This is a genomic window from Rhodoferax sp. ZS1R25, from assembly GCF_056521335.1.
Genome location: NZ_JBWMAZ010000002.1, coordinates 61,911 through 81,111, shown reverse-complemented (window position 1 = coordinate 81,111; position 19,201 = coordinate 61,911). Strand labels below are relative to the sequence as shown.

Here is a 19,201-nt window from a genome sequence, read left to right as displayed (position 1 = left end):
GGGTGCTGTGCGGCTCAGGCAGGCCGCAGTTTCCAGGCCGCGTGGGCGCCCAGGCCCACCAAGGTGCCCACGGTCCAGAACACCACCGACACGCCCACCACCACGCCCGCCGTGCCAAACAGCATGGGCATGAGCACACTGGAGAGGTTCAGGCTCATGAGCCGCAGCGCAATGGCCTGGCCATGCAGTGCGTGCGGCGTGATCTGGTGCAACGTGCTCATGATCATGGGCTGCACCGTGCCCAGCGCCAGCCCCAGCAGCACCGAGCACAGGCCCATGGCCCAAGCCGTGGGCATGAAGGGGTAGGCACCAAACAGCAGGGCTGTGACGACCATCGCCCCGGTTACCACCGCCCACTCGCGCAGGTGCGCGGCAACCAGGGGTAACAACACCCGCACCGACGCAGCGGCTACCGCAAAGGCACCAAGGATGGTGCCAATGACCGAGGCACTGAAGCCGCGCTCGTGGCCAATCACCGGCACGACAAAGGTGTGTACATCCCAGCAGCTGGACAACAACCAGTTCACCAGCAACAGACGGCGCATCAGCGGCTCGCGCAGCAGTGGCCACACGCTGGGGTGCGCGCCATCGGCCACCTGCGTCGGTGGCAGCTCGGGCGTGTGGCGCACGCACAGCCAGGCCAAGGCTGGCACGAGCGCCGTGAGCGCAAAGGCCGCGACAAACCCGTTGTGGTCGGCCGCCTGCCCGCCCATCCACACGCCCGCGTGGTCAATCAACAGGCCCACGCACACTGGCCCCAGAAAGTTGGATACCGCCGGCCCGATGGACAGCCAGCTGAACACACGGCGCAGGTCTTCCGCCCCGCGTGCTGCGCGGCCCACATGGCGTTGCAGCGCAATGTTGGCCGTGCCCGTGGCACCGCCCATGCACAACGCGCTGAAGCACAGCACGGAAAATTGTGGAAATAGCGCCGCCAGCGCAGCCCCTGTCATAGCCACCACGATGCCCAGCGCCACGGGCCGGCGCAGGCCATGCCGGTCTGCATAGCGCCCCGCCGGCAGCGCCAGAAACACCTGGGTCAATGAGAACAGGGCCAGCAGAAAGCCCACCGCCAGCGCGCCATAGCCCTGCTGCAGCGCCCACAGCGGCGCGGCCATGCGCATGCCGGCCATGCTGGCGTGCAGGCACACCTGGCCTGCCACCAGGCGCAGCAGGCCCCAGACGCGCTCGCCGCCGCCAGGTTCGCTAGCGTCTGCCTCGGCAGGGGTCATAGGTTGCTGGTGTCCGCGTCGCGGTCAAAGTCGCGGTCCGCGGGCAGCAGCGCTTGCGCCTGCGATTCGGGCAAGGCGTCTACCTTCTTCAGGGCCCGGCCCATGGCGCGGCTGCGCGTTTCGGCGTTGTCCAGCGTGTTGAGCACGGTCTGGGTTTGCGCCTTGACCTTGGCCAGCACATCGCCAAACTTGCCGAACTCGGTCTTGACCGCGCCCAGCACCTGCCAGACCTCGCTGGAGCGCTTCTCCAGCGCCAGCGTGCGAAAGCCCATCTGCAGCGAACTGAGCATGGACAGCAGCGTGGTGGGGCCGGCCAGTGTGATGCGGTAGTCGCGCTGCAGGCTTTCCATCAGGCCAGGGCGGCGCAGCACTTCGGCGTACAGGCCTTCGGTGGGCAAAAACAGAATGGCGAAGTCGGTGGTGTAGGGCGGCTCCACGTACTTGTCGGCAATCGACTTGGCCTCCAACCGAATGCGCATCTCCAGCGCCTTGCCGGCTACCTCGGCACCCAGCACATCGGCCCGGCCCTGGGCATCGAGCAGGCGCTCGTAGTCTTCGTTGGGAAACTTCGCGTCGATGGGCAGCCACAGTGGCTCGCCGTTGTCGGAACGGCCCGGCAGCTTGATGGCGAAGTCGACCACGTTTTTGCTGCCCGGGCGCGTAGCCACCTGCACCGCGTACTGGTCGGGCACAAACACCTGCTCCAGCAGGCTGGCCAGCTGGGCCTCGCCAAAGATGCCGCGGGTTTTCACATTGGTCAGCAGGTGCTTGAGATCGCCCACGCCCTGTGCCAGCGTCTGCATTTCGCCCAGGCCCTTGTGCACCTGTTCCAGCCGCTCCGCCACCTGTTTGAAGCTTTCGCCCAGGCGCGCCTGCAGCGTAGTTTGCAGCTTCTCGTCCACGGTGGCGCGCATCTCGTCGAGCTTGGCGGCGTTGGTGGTTTGCAGCTGCGCGAGTTGTTTCTCCAGCGTCTCACGCACCTCGTTCATGCGCCGTGCGTTGGATTCGCTCAGGTTGGAGAGCTGGTTCGTCAAAGTGTCAGACAGCGTTTTTTGCAGCAGGGCCAACTGCTGGCCAAAGGCGTCGATCTGGGTGTTTTGGGTGCGCGTGGCCTCGCCGCTTTGTTCCACCAGCGCCTTCTGAAACAGGGCCAGGTTGTGCGACAGCTCCTGGCGGCCGTCGCGGGCAGACTCGGTCACCTCGCGGCGCAATTCGCGCTCCAGCCGCTCGCTGCTGGCCTTCACCAGCGTCAGTAACTCCTGGCGCTGCGCCTCTTGCTGCGCCGTGGGCGGCACAGGCCGCCCGCGCTGCATCAGGCCAAAGGCCAACAACCCCAGTTGCAGCACCGCCAGCGCCACCAACACCCACTCCAGCCCTTGCATCCCGCCCTCACTCTCACTCAAATATAGATCAAACAGGGCGCTAGCCCCCGTGGAATATGCGCCAGCAGCTCCTGATTCGATAGCGCCCTAGTTGCCTTGCAGCAGCGGCTCCACCTCGGCAAAGGCCTGCTGGATGGCCGCCACTTGCTCCAGCGCCTGAGCGCCCTGCCCTTCGCGCGCCAGCGACTCCAGCGCCTGGCACAGCGCGCCCAGCTGCATGGCCCCCACGGTGCGTGAGGACGACTTGAGCTTGTGCCCCAGTGCGCCCAGGCCCTTGAGGTCACCCGCCGCACGCAGTACATCCAGTTCGGCCATCTGCTCGGTGGTGGTGGTGATGTAGCGGTCCAGCAAGCGGCGGTGCATAGTCGGGTTCTCCCCCACCATGCGACTCAGGGCCAGACCGTCCCACATGGGCAGCGCCTCCCCGGGCGCCGTATCACGCGGCAGCCACTTGAGCAGCATCGCGCCCAGCTCGCTCAGGCGCAGGGGCTTGGTCAGGTAGTCGTCCATGCCGCGTTCCAGGCAGTGCTGCAGCTCGCCGTCCATGGCGTTGGCCGTCACGGCCACGATGGGCATGTGTTCGTGCGGGTCTTCGGCCTGGCGGATCGCCTCGGTCAGCGCAAAGCCGTCCATCTGCGGCATGTGGCAGTCGGTCAGCATCAGGCCGTAGCGGCCCACCACCCACATCTTCAGTGCGGTGGCGCCATCGGGCGCGCACTCAGCCGCGTAGCCCAGGATGCGCAGTTGCTCCAGCATCACATCGCGGTTGGTTTCGTTGTCCTCCACCAGCAGGATCAGCCGCCCGGCCTCGCGCGCCTCTTGCACCGAGGGCACGACCAAGGCCACGCTCTCGGTCAGCTGATGGCTGGGCAGCATGGCGGGCACGCTCAGGCGGCCACAGGCCAGGGCCACGCCCCGCACCAGTTCGTTGACCTGCAGCGGCCGCGCGCACACCGTGACCGAGCGACCCGGCACGCTGCTCTGGTTTTGCCGCACCAGGCGCACCACGCCGCGCCCGGTGGTGCTTTGGCTCCACAGATCGGTCGATTCGTCCCAGGGCGTATCCACATCCAGCACCAGCACCGCCGGCCCCACCGCCGTGGCCTGCCAGCCCTGCGCCTGCTGCGGGCTTAGCGCCGTCTGCACCATGGCGCCCGCTGCGCGCAAATGGCCGGGCAGCACTTGGGCGCAGTCGTTGTCGTCGGTCACCAGCATCACCTGCACGCCGGCCAGGCTCAGGCTGCGCGGGGTGGCGGTCTCGGGCGTGGCCACGTACAGCGGGAGCAGGATGGTGAAGATCGAGCCCTCGCCCAGCGTGCTGTGCACCAGAATGCGGCCGTGCATCATCTCCACCAGGCGGCGACTGATGGACAGCCCCAGGCCCGTACCACCGTACTGGCGCGCCGTGCCCACATCGGCCTGGGTAAAGGCCTCGAACAGGCGATCCACCAGCTCGGGGCCCATGCCAATACCGTTGTCCATCACGCTGAATTCCAGCGTGGACGGCCCCTGCGTCTGCTGCGCCGCGCGCACATACAGCCGCACATTGCCACGCCGCTCGGGCCGCCCGGGGGTGAACTTGAGCGCATTGCCCAACAGGTTGTAGAGCACCTGGCGCATGCGCGTGGGGTCTACCCACACCCATTCGGGCAGGTCGGGGTCCACCAGCACCGACAGGTCAATGTCTTTGCCGGCCGAGATGGTCACCATCAGTTGGGCCACCCCCTCCACCAGCTCTCGCAGGTGGGTGGGCATGGCTTCGACCTCCAGCTTGTCGGCCTCGATCTTGGAAAAATCCAGAATGTCGTTGAGGATCTGCAGCAGCGCGATGGACGAGTCGTGGATGGTGCTGACCATGCGGCGCTGTTCGCGCGTGAGCTCGGTGGCACGCAAGATGTCCACCATGCCGACCACGCCGTTCATGGGCGTGCGGATTTCGTGGCTCATATTCGCCAAAAACTCGGACTTGGCCCGGCTGGCGGCGTGGGCCGACTGCTCGGCCTGGCGCAGCTGGGTGATGTCGGTGCTCACGGTGATGTACTCGCGTGGCGTGCCGTCGCTGTTCATGAAGGCGGCCACCGTGGTGTCCAGCCAGTACAACGTGCCGTCCTTGGCACGGTTGCACAGCTCCGAACGCCACACCTTGCCCTGCGAAATGGTGTGGATCAGGTCGGCAAAAAAGCGCTCGCCATGCTGGCCCGAATCCATCATTCGGTAGTGCTTGCCCAAAAACTCTTGTGGCACATAGCCGGTAACTTCCACGAACTTCTGGTTGCCGTAGGTCAGCAGACCGTTCAGGTCCATGATGCTGACGATGGCGTGCTGGTCGATCACAAAGCGCTGGCGCTCCAGCTCCGACAGGGCCTTGAGCACGCGCGCGTTGCTGGCTTCGCGCTCGTCGAGCAACATCTTCTGCGCCGCATTGACGCGCTGCGAGGTGTCCAGCAAATGCCGCTTGATCAGCACCGCCATGCGGTAGGCCACCACAAAGCCCATCGACAGGATGACCCACTGCGCCGCAGGAATGGTGGGGGCCGAAGGCTTGAGCGTGCCATGCACCTGCGCCCAGGTGATCCAGCCACTGCCCGCCGCCGACAGCAGCAGCAGCGCCAGCCCCGCGCGCTCGCCCAAAATCACCACGCAGTAAATCAGCGGAATGCCAGCCAGCGCGGCCTGGGCAATGTTGATGGTGCCAAAGCGCACCATGGAAGAAAACACCCCGGTGAACAACAGCAACAGCACCACCACCGAGCTGGATCGCACCCAGCCGCGCACCAGGAACACCTGCACCAGCGCGGCCATAGTCACCAGCACCGCCATGGTGACCAGGTTGGGCGCATCCGAGAACAGGCCCAGCACATAGGCCACCACCACCACCAACCCACAGGTCAGGAAGATGGTGGCGTTGAAGCCACGCGCCACGGCACCTATGCCGGCCATGCCCTGCGCGTCAGGGGCTACTGCAGCCGTGCCGGGCTCCTCCAGCCAGAGGGCGCGCCACTTGCTCATGGTGCAGCCACCGCGCTGGGCAAGGCATTCACCGGCGTGAGCGGCTTGCCCTGTAGCAGAAAGGCCACAAGGTTGTCCGCCGCCAGCTTGGCCATGGCGCGGCGCGTGCGCTCGGTGGCACTGGCGATGTGCGGGGTCAGCACCACATTCGGCACGGTGAGCAGGTCGGGGTGCACGCTGGGCTCGCCCTCAAACACGTCCAGCCCCGCCGCGGCGATGCGCCGCTCACGCAGGGCCACGGCCAGCGCGGCGTCGTCCACGATACCGCCGCGCGCAATATTGATGAGCGTGGCCGTGGGCTTCATGCGGGCCAGTTCGGCCGCACCGATGGTGTGGTGCGAAGCGGCCGAGTACGGCACCACCAGCAGCACGTGGTCGGCCGTCTGCAGCAGTGTGTCTTTGTCCACGTAGCGGGCACCGCAGGCGGCCTCGGTGGCCGCGTCCAGGCGGCTGCGGTTGTGGTAAATCACCTGCATGCCAAAGCCCAGCGCACCGCGACGCGCAATGGCCTGGCCAATGCGGCCCATACCGATGATGCCCAGGGTGGAGCCGTGGATGTCGGTGCCGCAAAACATGTCGTAGCGCCAGCGCTTCCACTGGCCTGCGCGCAGATAGTGTTCGCTCTCCGTCAGTCGGCGGGCCGTGGCCATCAGCAGCGCAAAGCCAAAGTCGGCTGTGGTCTCGGTCAGCACGTCGGGGGCGTTGGTGCCCTGCACGCCAGCAGCCGTCATGGCGGGCACGTCGAAGTTGTTGAAGCCCACCGCCATGTTGGCGCAGATCTTCAGGCCTGGGCAGGCCGCCAACAACGCCGCGTCAATGCGCTCACCGCCGGTGGTCAGCACGCCTGCCTTGCCTTGCAGTTTGTCGACGAGCTGCTGGGGACTCCACGCCTCGTCGGCCTGGTTGGACTCGACCTCGAAATGCTGGGTCAGGTGCGCCAGCACATCGGGATAAATGGCGCGGGTGACGAGGATGCGGGGCAAGGTCATGGCAGTACGAAGGGTTGTGACAGCAGGCAGGGACAGCGGAGTCGCTCAGGCGGGCGTGGCGATTTGGAACACCTGGCGCAGGTAGGCCAGGTACTTTTCATCATCACACATGTTCTTGGAAGGAGTATCCGACAGCTTGGCCACCGGCTGGCCGTTGCAGCGCACCATCTTGATCACAATTTGCAAAGGCTCGTAACCCAGGTCATTCGTCAGGTTGGTGCCGATGCCAAACGCCAGTTGGCAACGGCCACGAAACTGCTGGTACAGCGCAATGGTGCGCGGCACAGTCAGGCCGTCGCTGAAGATGAGTGTCTTGGTGCGCGGGTCTACACGGTTGCGACTGTAGTGCTCCAGCATGCGCTCGCCCCAGCTGAACGGATCGCCGCTGTCGTGGCGGGCGCCGTCAAACAGCTTGCAGAAGTACATGTCAAAGTCGCGCAGAAAGGCGTCCATGCCATACACGTCGCTGAGCGCAATGCCCAGGTCGCCGCGGTACTCGCGCGCCCACGATTCGAACGAAAAAATCTGGCTGTCGCGCAGCCGTGGACCCAGCGCCTGTGAAGCCTGCAGATACTCGTGCGCCATGGTGCCCAACGGAATCAGCCCCAGCTTCATGGCGAGCAACACATTGCTGGTGCCCGCCAATTGCCCCGGCTGGCCTTTGGCCTGGCCCGGGCTTTGCAAGGTACCCAGCTTGGCGGTCAGCACGCGCAACACCTCGTCATGCCAGGCGCGCGAGAAGCGGCGGCGTGTGCCGTAGTCGGCAATCTTCAGTTCGGCCAAGCCATCGGCGTGCAGCTCGGCAATCTTGGTGTCCAGCCGCTTGCGCCCCTCTACAAAATCAGGCACCTGCTGGGTGTTGCGGAAGTACACCTCGTTGACGATGGCCAACACCGGGATCTCGAACAGGATGGTGTGCAGCCAGGGGCCTTCAATCACGATCTCCAGCTCGCCCGTGGGCAGCGGGGTGACGGTGATGTACTTTTCGTTGAGCTTGAACAAGCCCAGAAAATCCACAAAGTCGCTTTTGATAAAGCGCATCGAGCGCAGGTAGGCCAGCTCGCTGTCCTGGAAATGCAGCCCGCACAGCGAGCGGATTTCCTCCCGAATCTCTGCGGCGTGCGCCGCCAAGTTGACGCCGGGGTTGCGACATTTGAAGCGGTACTCCACCTGCGCACCGGGGAATTGGTGCAGCACCACCTGCATCATGGTGAACTTGTAGAGGTCCGTGTCCAGAAGGCTGGTGATGATCATGGTGTGACAGAAGGCCCATGAGTGGGCCGATGGATTGCTATTCTTTTAGTAGCTGCTTGCGCAGCGTCCCCGGGGGCTAGAGCCCATTTTCTTACAAATTCAGCGCCTTCAGTCCAGCCAGCGCGTGAAATCGGCCACCGGCACGCGGGGCGTATGGAATTCGTTCACCGGCGCCTGTGGGTCGGCATGGCCCAGCGACATGCCGCAGACCAGCATTTCGCCCTCACCCGCACCAATGTGCGGCAGGATGATCTTGGCAAAGCCATTCCACGCGGCTTGCGGGCAGGTGTGCAGCCCACGCCCGCGCGCGGCCACCATGATGCTCTGCAAAAACGCGCCATAGTCCACCAGCGAGCCGCGGCCCATGACCTTGTCCACCGTGAACATCAGGCCCACAGGCGCGTCAAAGAAGCGGAAGTTGCGCTGGTGCTGGGCGTGCATCTTGTCCTTGTCGGCCTTGCCAATGCCCAATAGGCCGTACAAGCCCCAGCCGTTTTCGCGGCGGCGATCGATATAGGGGCTGACCCACTGCGCGGGGTAATAGTCGTAGGCCTCCTGGTATTCGGCCGCCAGCGCGGGGTTCGCGCGGATGGCGTCGTGTGCCGTGCATACCTGCTCCACCAGGCTGTCGCGGCTGGCGCCTTGCAGCACGTACACCTTCCAGGGCTGGCAGTTGGTTCCACTGGGTGCGCGGCTGGCCACTTCCAGAATGGCCTCGATGTCCGCGCGTGCCACGGTCTGGGGAGTGAAGGCCCGCGCCGACATGCGCGAGGTAATGGCGTGGTCCACCACGGAAGCGGTCATACAAGAGTCTCCAGTACTTTTTTGAGGTCGGCCGGCAGCGCCACCGGCTTGCGGGTCACCTGGTCTACATACACATGGATAAAGTGGCCCTTGGCCGCGGTCAGCTCGCCGTCGCCAAAAATGCCCACCTCGTAGCGCACGCTGGACGTGCCCAGCTTGGCCACGCGGATACCCGCGTGTACGGTCTGCGGAAATGCCAGCGAAGCAAAGTAGTTGCACTGCGTCTCCACCACCAAGCCAATGGTGCTGCCCGCGTGGATATCGAGCACACCTTGCTCTATCAGGTAGGCGTTCACCGCGGTGTCGAACCAGCTGTAGTACACAACGTTGTTCACATGGCCGTACACATCGTTGTCGGACCAGCGGGTGGCAATGGGTCGAAAGGCCTTGTAGGCGCTGCGCGGTTCGGGGTGGGGTTTGGCGGGGGCGGCATTGTCCATGGTTCCATTTTGCCAGTGCCATGGCCACGGCTTGGCAGGCTGGCACAGCGGCGTGACACGGATGTGAATTGCCGGGGTTCTAGGCCTTTGCATCTAAATTGTTGCACCGCAACAAATAATACTTGCATTGCACCGCAGCATCGCTACAATTCAACCCATGCTGCACTGCAACATAAACAAGCCTCAGGGCCAGGTTACGGAGCAGATAGTGAATTTCATCTTAACTACTGGAGAATGAACATGCTGACCGTCGAACAAGTAATCGCATCCCACAAAGCCAACATCGAAACCCTGTTTGGCTTGACCAACAAGGCCTTCGAAGGCGTGGAAAAAATCGTTGAACTGAACCTGACCGCTTCCAAGGCAGCCCTGTCTGAAGTCGCTGGTCACACCCAGTCCATCCTGAGCGTGAAAGACGCCCAAGAACTGCTGGCCCTGCAATCCGGCCTGCTGCAGCCTTTGGCTGAAAAGACTGCTGCTTACAGCCGCCACCTGTACGACATCGCTTCCGGCGCCAGCGCCGAGCTGACCAAGACTGTGGAAGGCCAAGCGGCTGAAGCCCAAAAGAAATTTGCCGGCCTGGTCGACAGCGCTGCCAAGAACGCACCCGCTGGTTCCGAAGCCGCTGTGGCGATCTTGAAGAGCTCGGTGGCTGCTGCCAACAACGCTCTGGAATCCGTGCAAAAGGCTGTGAAGCAAGCGACTGATGTGGCCGAAGCCAACTTCAACGCTGTGGCCGCCACCGCGACCAACGCCACCAAGGCCGCTGCCAAAAAGCGTTAATTCAGGCAAGGGCTTAAAGATTTTTCAAAAATTTGAGCCTTTTCCCTAGCTACCAAGGGAAAACCCTGAGATAATTCAGTCAACGGAAACAAAGCTTTATTTTTGTTTCCCCCGGTTGTCTCCTCGGGTCCTTTCGAAACCTTCAGGTTCAGGGATCCCTTCAAGGCCTCGTTGCAAAACGGGGCCTTTTTTTTGGCCGATCAATTTGCCTTATCGCCGACCTGCACTGGATCGGCATCATCCGAATGAATGGGGGCAAACGGGCCTTGGGTGCGCATCTTTAAATAACGCTCTCCGTCGGGGGTGTTGAACAGCCGCCACCACACCAAGCCGCCAAGCGCGGCGGCGAAAAGCAACAAAACGATGGTCAGGACTGTGGACATAAGCACTCCTTCGGTTGAGTAGGTTCCAAGACTGAGGAACAGCTCAGCGCATACGCGCCGCAATCGCCGCCTTCAGATCCGGTATCAGTCGCAACATGGCCTGGCGCCCCGCCTCGATCGAGCGTTTGCGAGCACTAAAGTCGGCACTGCTGACGCCCATGAGCGCTGGGCGCACCACGATGTCGGCGTCGCGCAATTCAAAGTTGTTGATGCTCTTGCCCATGATGGAAAAGGTCTGAAGCAGGATTTCCAGCGTCCCTCCCGTGAGGCTGCCCTCGGGCATGCTGGAAATATCCACCGCGATCACTAGCTCTGCGCCCATTTTCCGCGCCGCCCGCACGGGCACTGGCGACACCAGCCCACCGTCCACATAGTCGTGCCCCGAAATCCGCACCGGCTGGAACACGGCAGGAACGGCGCTGGAAGCACGCACGGCCGTGCCCGTGTCGCCACGTTGAAACACCATGTCTTTGCCGGTGTTGAGGTCGGTGGCCACAATACCCAGCGGCATGGGCAAATCCTCAATCAGACGCGAACCCACTTGGCTGTTCACATACCGGGCCAGCGCCTCACCGCGCAGCATGCCGCGGCTGAAAATGGGCAAGGTCCAATCGGTGATTGCGGCCTCCTCCATAGTTTCCGCCACACGCTGCAGCTGGGCACCGGTCTTGCCACTGGCATAGATAGCCGCCACCAGGCTGCCGGCGGATGTGCCGGTGACGAGCACGGGGCGAATGCCGTTTTCTTCCAGCACCTGAATCACCCCCACATGGGCAAAGCCGCGGGCCGCACCACCGCCCAAGGCGAGGCCAATCCGCGGTGGCAACTTGGGCGGCACCACCAGGAGTGGCAAGTCCCCCACCGGAGGCACGATGACCACGGGCACCGGACTCTTCTCCACCAAAGGTGCGGAAGCACATCCCGCCAACAACAACCCCATGCCTGCAACGGCCAACCAACCCCGAACACTGTCCCACTTCACTATGAATGCCCCTGTTTCGTTAAAAATGACTTGCGCTTAAACCAAGGGCACCCGGATGGGGCCGAAATTCTCGCCCGCCTGAAAGCGGATGGTGGTGCGTCGCCAGCCGACATTATCTGGCGGGTCGGGCCCGGTCGACTGTGGCAAGGAAAAACCGATGGACTGCGTGCCTTCCAAATACTAGGATGGGGCCATGAAAACCCTGCGCCTGTTTGTGATTGCCCTCTCTGTCTTGGCTGTGCTGCTGTTGGTGGTGGGACAGTTGGGGTTCCTGGCGGGCACTGCACCGACAGATCTTGGCGTGAAAGCCGGCCGGCTCAAGCCTCCATCTTTGGCGCCTAACAGTGTCAGCAGCCAAGCCAGCCTGTACCCCGATCATCCGCAGCTTGGCTACGCCAGCATTGCGCCATTGGCGTACCAGGGTGACGGCCCGGTGGCCATGGCAAAACTCACCGGCATTCTGAAAAATACGACCGGTACCGTGGTGCTTACCGCCACAGACCAATATCTGTATGCACAAAGCAGCACCCGCTGGCTGCGCTTTACTGACGACGTGGAGTTTTGGCTAGACGACACCGCGAAGGTGATTCATGTGCGTTCCGCAAGCCGCATTGGACGCGGTGATTGGGGCGTTAACCGCAACCGGGTAGAAGCCATTCGGTCCCAGTTCATGCAGAACTGAGACCGAATGCGCTGCAGGGCTTAGCCTGCAGTCGCTTCCTCGGGCTTGGACTTTCCCTCTTTCTTCGGCAGTGGCTGGATATCCAGCGTGACCTCGGCCTTGCCGTCTTCCTGGTCGTCGATATCCACCGTCAAGCGACCGCCGTCCACCAGGCGCCCAAACAGCAACTCGTCGGCCAGTGCCCGGCGAATCGTGTCCTGGATCAGCCGCTGCATGGGGCGTGCACCCATGAGCGGATCGAAACCCTTCTTGGCCAAGTGCTTGCGCAGCTTGTCGGTGAAGGTCACATCGACCTTTTTCTCGGCCAACTGGGTTTCCAGCTGCAGCAAGAACTTGTCCACCACGCGCAGGATCACCACTTCGTCCAGCGCCTTGAAGCCGACGATGGCGTCCAAACGGTTGCGGAACTCCGGTGTAAACAGTCGCTTGATGTCCATCATTTCATCGCCCGCCTCACGCGGGTTGGTGAAGCCAATGGTCGCCTTGTTCATGGTCTCGGCGCCCGCATTCGTCGTCATGATGACGATGATGTTGCGGAAGTCTGCCTTGCGGCCGTTGTTGTCCGTCAGCGAGCCATGGTCCATGACCTGCAGCAGCACATTGAAAATGTCCGGGTGGGCTTTTTCAATTTCGTCCAACAGCAGGACGGCATGGGGCTTCTTGGTTACCGCTTCCGTGAGCAGGCCACCTTGGTCAAACCCAACATAGCCCGGAGGCGCACCAATCAGGCGGCTTACCGCATGGCGTTCCATGTACTCGCTCATGTCAAAGCGAATCAACTCGATGCCCATGATGTAGGCCAGCTGCTTGGCGGCCTCGGTCTTGCCAACGCCTGTGGGGCCGCTGAACAAGAAGGAGCCAATCGGCTTGTCGCCCTTGCCCAAGCCAGAGCGTGCCATCTTGACCGCTGAGGCCAATATGTCCAGCGCCTTGTCCTGGCCGAAGACCACGCTCTTGAGATCGCGCTCCAGCGTTTTTAGCTTGCCGCGGTCATCGTTCGACACATTGGCCGGGGGAATACGCGCAATCTTTGCCACGATGTCTTCCACCTCGGTCTTAGTGATGGTCTTCTTGCGTTTGCTGGGTGCCAGAATGCGCTGTGCCGCACCGGCCTCATCGATCACATCAATGGCTTTGTCCGGCAAATGGCGGTCGTTGATGTACTTGGCACTCAACTCCGCGGCGGCTTGCAGGGCGGCCACGGCGTACTTCACATTGTGGTGCTCTTCAAAGCGCGACTTCAAGCCTTTGAGAATTTCCACGGTCTGGTCGATGGTGGGTTCCACCACATCCACTTTTTGGAAGCGGCGAGAGAGTGCGGCGTCTTTCTCGAAAATGCCGCGGTACTCCGTGAAGGTGGTTGCACCAATGCACTTGAGCTGACCCGAGCTCAGGCTGGGCTTGAGCAGATTGGACGCGTCCAATGTGCCGCCCGAGGCTGCACCCGCGCCAATCAGCGTGTGAATTTCATCAATGAACAGCACTGCATTGGGTCGGTCCTTCAGCGCCTTGAGAACGCCCTTCAGACGTTGTTCAAAATCGCCCCGGTACTTGGTACCGGCCAGCAGCGCGCCCATGTCCAGGGAATAGACCACTGAATCGGCCAAAATTTCAGGCACATCATTCTGCGAAATGCGCCATGCCAAGCCCTCAGCGATGGCCGTCTTGCCCACACCGGCCTCACCCACCAACAGCGGGTTGTTCTTGCGGCGGCGGCACAGGATCTGAATCACACGCTCCACTTCGTACTCGCGGCCGATCAGCGGATCGATCTTGCCTTCCTTGGCGAGCTGGTTCAGGTTTTGGGTGTACTGCTCCAGCGGAGAGGCCTTCTCGCTCTTCTCGGAGCCCCCCTCTTCCGCTTCGGCGGGGTTTTCACTGGACTTGGTAGCTTCAGGAGGATCGCTCTTCTTGATGCCGTGCGCAATGAAGTTCACCACGTCGAGGCGGGTCACGCCCTGCTGGTGGAGGTAGTACACCGCGTGCGAATCTTTTTCGCCAAAGATGGCGACCAGCACATTGGCGCCGGTCACTTCTTTTTTACCACTGCCGGTGGATTGCACATGCATGATGGCGCGCTGGATCACGCGCTGAAAACCCAGCGTGGGCTGCGTATCTACCTCGTCGGTACCCGCCACCTGGGGCGTGTTGTCCTTGATGAAGTTGCTGAGCGATTTGCGCAGGTCATCGATGTTGGCCGCGCAGGCGCGCAATACTTCGGCGGCGCTGGGGTTGTCCAGCAGAGCCAGCAGCAAGTGCTCCACGGTGATGAACTCATGCCGTTGCTGCCGCGCTTCCACAAACGCCATGTGCAGGCTGACTTCCAATTCTTGGGCAATCATGTGAATTCCTTTTTCGCCTTGCTGTGTTGAATAACTGTAATCCGTTTTGGGCCGACGTTTGGTCTTAAAAGATTAATACCCTACAAATCGACTGGCTCGCACACACATTGGAGGGGATGTCCTGCCTTGTGTGCCGCTTCCAGCACCTGATCGACCTTGGTGGCGGCAATATCTTTGGAATACACCCCGCAAACTCCACGACCGTCGAGGTGGATCTTCAGCATGATTTGCGTCGCTGCCTCCAAATCCTTGCTGAAAAACTCCTGGAGGACCACCACCACAAACTCCATGGGGGTGTAGTCGTCGTTGAGCATGACCACCTGGTACATCGAAGGCGGCTGCACACGCTGTGTCAACCGCTCCAAAACCACGGAGCCTGCGCCGTCTCCGGTAGATGGGGGTGAAGTAACCGGTTTGGGAGGGTTGTTGGTAGCCATGCAAAAGATTCTATAGAGCACCAGACCGCCTTGCTCGTTGAAGATGACTTGGAGGCGGTTACGCCGATTTCAAGCAGCAGAAGAAAAAACCGCTGCGAGGCCAAGGCACCGCAGCGGTTTTACGGGATTCGACCGCGCTGCACAGGGGCGGCACGGCGTTCAGTCACATATTGTCGATCATGACCTGCCCGAAGCCGGAGCAACTCACTTGGTTAGCACCGTCCATCAGACGTGCAAAGTCGTACGTCACTTTTTTGCTGGCAATGGATTTCTCAATAGAACTAATGATCAGGTCCGCCGCCTCTTTCCAGCCCATGTGGCGCAACATCATTTCGGCAGACAGAATCTCGGAACCAGGGTTGACATAGTCTTTGCCCGCGTATTTGGGTGCCGTGCCATGCGTGGCTTCGAACATGGCCACGGTGTCAGACAGATTGGCACCCGGTGCGATACCGATGCCACCCACCTGCGCGGCCAGCGCGTCGGAGATGTAGTCGCCATTCAGGTTGAGCGTGGCCACCACGCTGTACTCGGCAGGACGCAGCAGAATTTGCTGCAAGAAGGCGTCTGCGATGCTGTCCTTGATGGTGATGTCTTTGCCCGTCTTCGGGCTCTTGAACTTGCACCAAGGGCCGCCATCGATCAGTTCAGCACCAAACTCTTTTTGCGCCAGCGCGTAGGCCCAATCACGGAAACCACCTTCGGTGAACTTCATGATGTTGCCCTTGTGAACAATCGTCACATTGGGCTTGTCGTTGTCAATGGCGTACTGGATGGCCTTGCGCACCAGACGCTCGGTTCCCTCGCGCGACACGGGTTTGATGCCAATGCCCGAGGTATTGGGGAAGCGAATTTTCTTGACGCCGAATTCGTCCTGCAGGAACTTGATCAGCTTTTTAGCCTTGTCAGACTCAGCCTCGAACTCGATGCCCGCATAGATGTCTTCCGAGTTTTCGCGGAAGATGACCATATTGGTCCTCTCGGGCTCCTTCAGCGGACTGGGAACGCCCTTGAAGTATTGAATGGGGCGCAGGCAAACATACAGGTCCAACTCCTGGCGCAGCGCCACGTTGAGTGAGCGGATACCACCACCCACCGGAGTGGTCAATGGGCCCTTGATGGACACCACATATTCGCGCACCACATCCAGCGTTTCCTGGGGCAACCACACATCGGGGCCGTAAATTTTTGTGGATTTTTCACCTGCATAGACCTCCATCCACTGAATCTTGCGTTTGCCGCCATAGGCCTTGGCCACAGCCGCATCCACCACCTTGAGCATCACCGGCGTGATGTCCACGCCGGTACCGTCACCTTCAATAAAAGGAATGATGGGTTGATCTGGCACATTCAGTGTCATGTCGGCATTGACAGTTATTTTTTGGCCTTCGGCGGGCACCTTAATGTGCTGGTACATAGAACTCCGTGTTCGGTGCGATGACAATGAACTACGGCCCCCTCGTGGGAGCCTTCGCGTTAGCCAAACAATTTTAGTTGTAAATTGAAACCTGTCCTTTACATGGATGACAGACAATCCCCACGCTATTGGACACCCCCTATTGGCAACCGCACAACGCATGAAACCCTTAGTCAACTACCTCATTCCGATCGCTCTGGTACTAGCAGGTCCTGTCTTGGCGCAGGACAGTCCCCAGCTTAATTTGCCGCGAGTCCAGATCACGGCCGGCATCTACCAAATCGATGCACAGGTCGCGCAAGCGCCCGAGCAACGCACCACGGGCCTGATGTTTCGCCGCGAGATGCCCCAGCAAGAAGGCATGCTGTTCGTCTTCGAGCAGCCATCGGGTTTGTGCTTCTGGATGAAGAACACCGTGCTGCCATTGACCGCGGCGTTCGTGGCGGACGATGGCACCATCGTCAACCTGGCGGACATGAAACCGCAGACCACGGACACCCACTGCGCCATCAAACCGGTACGCTACGTGTTGGAAATGAACCAGGGCTGGTTCACCAAGCGTGGCATCAAGGCCGGAAGCAAGTTGGGCGGCGTACCGTTTAAATAAGCTTCACTCCCCCAACGCTTAAAGGCGATCCGGACAGTAGTCCGGATCGCCTTTAAGCGTTGGGGCGCAGGCACCTGGCCTGCGAAACTCCTCAAGCCTTCACAGAAGCCAGCGCCTTGTTCAGCGTCGCGCTGGGGCGCATGATGGCGTCCAGCTTCGCCACATCGGGCAGGTAGTAGCCACCGATGTCAGCGGGTTGGCCTTGCACGGCAGCCAACTCGGCCACGATGGTTTGCTCGTTGTCGGCCAATTGCTTGGCCAGTGAAGCAAATTGCTTGGCCAATGCCGCATCGTCGGTTTGGGCTGCGAGCTCCTGCGCCCAGTACAGAGCCAGGTAAAACTGGCTGCCACGGTTGTCGAGCTGGCCGGTCTTGGGCGAAGGGTTCTTGTTGTTGTCCAACAATTTGCCCGTAGCGGCGTCCAGCGTCTTCGAGAGCACCTTGGCCTTGGCATTGCCTGTTTTCAGACCCAAGTCCTCCAAGGACACCGCCAATGCCAGGAACTCGCCCAGGGAATCCCAACGCAGGTGGTTTTCTTCCACCAGCTGCTGCACATGCTTGGGGGCCGAGCCACCAGCACCGGTTTCGTACATGCCGCCACCGGCCATCAAGGGCACGATGGACAGCATCTTGGCCGAAGTGCCCAGTTCCATGATGGGGAACAGGTCAGTCAGGTAGTCGCGCAGGATGTTGCCGGTGGCACTGATGGTGTCCTGGCCGCGGATCACGCGCTCCAGCGTGTAGCGCATCGCGCGCACCTGGCTCATGATCTGGATGTCCAGACCGGTGGTGTCGTGCTCGTGCAAGTACATCTTCACCTTGGTGATCAGCTGCGCTTCGTGCGGACGGTACGCATCGAGCCAGAAGACGACTGGCATTCCGGAGTTGCGTGCGCGGTTGACGGCCAGCTTCACCCAGTCGCGGATGGCGGCGTCCTTGACCTGGCACATGCGCCAGATGTCGCCCGCCTCCACATTCTGGCTCAGCAGCACTTCGCCAGTGGCCAGATCGGTGATATTGGCCACACCGTCTTCGGCGATCTCAAACGTCTTGTCGTGCGAGCCGTACTCTTCGGCCTGCTGGGCCATCAAGCCTACGTTGGGCACCGTGCCCATGGTCTTGGGGTCGAAGGCACCATGCCATTTGCAGAAGTTGATGATCTCCTGGTAAATGCGGGCGAAGGTCGATTCGGGCATCACGGCCTTCACGTCCTTCAAGCGGCCATTGGCATCCCACATCTTGCCGCCATTGCGGATCATCGCGGGCATGGAAGCGTCCACGATGATGTCGTTGGGCGAGTGGAAATTGGTAATACCCTTGGCAGAGTCCACCATAGCCAGCTCAGGGCGGTGCTCGTGGCAGGCGTGCAGGTCGCGCTTGATCTCGTCCTGCTTGCTTTGCGGCAAGGTGGCGATCTTGGTGTACAGATCGGCCATACCATTGTTGACGTTGACGCCCAGCTCCTTGAACAAAGCGCCGTGTTTTTCAAACGCTTCCTTGTAGAAGATCTTGACACAGTGACCAAACACGATGGGGTGCGAGACCTTCATCATGGTGGCCTTGACGTGCAACGAGAACATCACGCCGGTCTTGCGTGCGTCTTCGATTTCCTTTTCGTAGAACTCCAGCAAGGCTTTCTTGCTCATGAACATGCTGTCGATGACTTCGCGGTCCAGCAGCGACACTTTGGGCTTGAGCACGATGGTCTTGCCGCTCTTGGTAAGCAGCTCCATCTTGACGTCACGGGCGCGGTCCAACGTGATGGACTTTTCACCATGGTAGAAGTCGCCCGCATGCATGTGCGACACGTGTGAACGCGACGCTTGGCTCCACTCAGCCATGCTGTGCGGGTTCTTGCGGGCGTATTCCTTCACGGCCTTGGGGGCGCGGCGGTCCGAGTTGCCTTCGCGCAGCACGGGGTTCACGGCGGAGCCGATGCAGCGGGCGTAGCGGGCACGGATGGATTTTTCTTCTTCGGTCTGGGGTGCTTCGGGGTAGTCCGGTATGGCGTAGCCCTTGGACTGCAATTCCTTGATGCACGCCTGCAGTTGGCCCACCGAGGCGCTGATGTTGGGCAGCTTGATGATGTTGGCGTCCGGGCTCAGAGTCCTCTTGCCCAGCTCGGCCAGCGTGTTCGGCAGCTTTTGGCTCTCCGTCAGGCTTTCCGGAAACTCACCCAGGACACGAGCAGCCACCGAAATGTCGGCCTCCGCAAAATTGACACCTGCGGGCGCCGCAAAGGCGCGAATGATGGGCAGGAAAGAGGCCGTGGCCAGGCGCGGGGCTTCATCGGTCAGCGTGTAGATGATGGTGGGTTGCTGGGTAGTCATCTTTTGTCTCCAAAAATTGATAGGGCAAATGCCGCCTGCCTGCTGGGGTCGCAAGCTGTAGTCGTCGGATAGTGCGTGATTGTGCTTTCAGCGGTCTGACCCGAACCCGCTTTTTTGCAATGAAATTTC

The 19,201-nt window shown here is 61.4% G+C and carries 16 protein-coding genes; 3 read left to right on the top strand and 13 right to left on the bottom strand.

Annotated features, from left to right (window positions below; translation table 11 throughout):
• Positions 1–14 precede the first annotated feature (14 nt).
• The 7 genes from AC097R_RS11185 to AC097R_RS11155 all read right to left on the bottom strand — a co-directional run bounded on the left by AC097R_RS11185 (position 15) and on the right by AC097R_RS11155 (position 9,110).
• The gene (locus AC097R_RS11185; protein ID WP_479598192.1) at positions 15–1,232 is read right to left on the bottom strand and encodes an MFS transporter; all 1,218 of its coding nucleotides are present in this window, start codon (positions 1,230–1,232) and stop codon (positions 15–17) included.
• Complete coding sequence (locus AC097R_RS11180) at positions 1,229–2,545, bottom strand: DNA recombination protein RmuC (RefSeq protein WP_479599536.1); 1,317 nt, start codon at positions 2,543–2,545, stop codon at positions 1,229–1,231. Before AC097R_RS11180 ends, AC097R_RS11185 begins: the two co-directional genes overlap by 4 nt.
• A gap of 156 nt (positions 2,546–2,701) precedes the next feature.
• Entirely contained in the window at positions 2,702–5,623 is a 2,922-nt protein-coding gene (locus AC097R_RS11175; protein WP_479598191.1) for a PAS domain-containing hybrid sensor histidine kinase/response regulator, read from the bottom strand.
• Positions 5,620–6,612 carry a 2-hydroxyacid dehydrogenase gene (locus AC097R_RS11170; protein ID WP_479598190.1) on the bottom strand — a complete coding sequence of 331 codons (993 nt, stop codon included), beginning with the start codon at positions 6,610–6,612 and terminating at the stop codon, positions 5,620–5,622. The genes AC097R_RS11175 and AC097R_RS11170 overlap by 4 nt, the downstream gene beginning before the upstream one ends.
• A gap of 45 nt (positions 6,613–6,657) precedes the next feature.
• Complete coding sequence (pncB, locus tag AC097R_RS11165) at positions 6,658–7,866, bottom strand: nicotinate phosphoribosyltransferase (protein ID WP_479598189.1); 1,209 nt, start codon at positions 7,864–7,866, stop codon at positions 6,658–6,660.
• Positions 7,867–7,974: 108 nt separating this feature from the next.
• Complete coding sequence (locus tag AC097R_RS11160; protein ID WP_479598188.1) at positions 7,975–8,670, bottom strand: nitroreductase; 696 nt, start codon at positions 8,668–8,670, stop codon at positions 7,975–7,977.
• Positions 8,667–9,110 carry an acyl-CoA thioesterase gene (locus AC097R_RS11155; RefSeq protein WP_479598187.1) on the bottom strand — a complete coding sequence of 148 codons (444 nt, stop codon included), beginning with the start codon at positions 9,108–9,110 and terminating at the stop codon, positions 8,667–8,669. The genes AC097R_RS11160 and AC097R_RS11155 overlap by 4 nt, the downstream gene beginning before the upstream one ends.
• A gap of 240 nt (positions 9,111–9,350) precedes the next feature.
• Between AC097R_RS11155 and AC097R_RS11150 the strand changes: the two genes are divergently transcribed.
• Positions 9,351–9,893 (top strand): phasin family protein, encoded by a 543-nt coding sequence (locus AC097R_RS11150; RefSeq protein WP_310338651.1) that lies wholly within the window; start codon positions 9,351–9,353, stop codon positions 9,891–9,893.
• A gap of 200 nt (positions 9,894–10,093) precedes the next feature.
• Here AC097R_RS11150 and AC097R_RS11145 read toward each other — a convergent pair whose 3' ends face one another.
• Both AC097R_RS11145 and AC097R_RS11140 read right to left on the bottom strand, forming a co-directional pair.
• Complete coding sequence (locus tag AC097R_RS11145; RefSeq protein WP_479598186.1) at positions 10,094–10,276, bottom strand: hypothetical protein; 183 nt, start codon at positions 10,274–10,276, stop codon at positions 10,094–10,096.
• Positions 10,277–10,319: 43 nt separating this feature from the next.
• A complete protein-coding gene (locus AC097R_RS11140) occupies positions 10,320–11,216 on the bottom strand; it encodes a patatin-like phospholipase family protein (RefSeq protein ID WP_479598185.1) in 897 nt (298 codons plus the stop codon).
• A 235-nt stretch (positions 11,217–11,451) separates the two neighbouring features.
• Here AC097R_RS11140 and AC097R_RS11135 point away from each other — a divergent pair, with 235 nt between their 5' ends.
• Positions 11,452–11,940 (top strand): DUF1499 domain-containing protein, encoded by a 489-nt coding sequence (locus tag AC097R_RS11135; RefSeq protein ID WP_479598184.1) that lies wholly within the window; start codon positions 11,452–11,454, stop codon positions 11,938–11,940.
• A gap of 20 nt (positions 11,941–11,960) precedes the next feature.
• On the opposite strand, the gene clpA is transcribed toward AC097R_RS11135, so the two are convergent.
• From clpA to icd, 3 genes are all read right to left on the bottom strand, one after another.
• Complete coding sequence (clpA, locus tag AC097R_RS11130; protein WP_479598183.1) at positions 11,961–14,282, bottom strand: ATP-dependent Clp protease ATP-binding subunit ClpA; 2,322 nt, start codon at positions 14,280–14,282, stop codon at positions 11,961–11,963.
• Positions 14,283–14,362: 80 nt separating this feature from the next.
• A complete protein-coding gene (gene clpS / locus AC097R_RS11125; protein WP_479598182.1) occupies positions 14,363–14,719 on the bottom strand; it encodes an ATP-dependent Clp protease adapter ClpS in 357 nt (118 codons plus the stop codon).
• Between the two features lie 163 nt (positions 14,720–14,882).
• Positions 14,883–16,136, bottom strand: coding sequence for an NADP-dependent isocitrate dehydrogenase (gene icd / locus AC097R_RS11120; RefSeq protein ID WP_479598181.1), 1,254 nt, complete (start codon positions 16,134–16,136; stop codon positions 14,883–14,885).
• 160 nt (positions 16,137–16,296) lie between these two features.
• Here icd and AC097R_RS11115 point away from each other — a divergent pair, with 160 nt between their 5' ends.
• Positions 16,297–16,743 (top strand): DUF192 domain-containing protein, encoded by a 447-nt coding sequence (locus AC097R_RS11115; protein WP_479598180.1) that lies wholly within the window; start codon positions 16,297–16,299, stop codon positions 16,741–16,743.
• Positions 16,744–16,834: 91 nt separating this feature from the next.
• Here AC097R_RS11115 and AC097R_RS11110 read toward each other — a convergent pair whose 3' ends face one another.
• Positions 16,835–19,072 carry an NADP-dependent isocitrate dehydrogenase gene (locus AC097R_RS11110; RefSeq protein WP_479598179.1) on the bottom strand — a complete coding sequence of 746 codons (2,238 nt, stop codon included), beginning with the start codon at positions 19,070–19,072 and terminating at the stop codon, positions 16,835–16,837.
• Between the last annotated feature and the right edge of the window lie 129 nt (positions 19,073–19,201).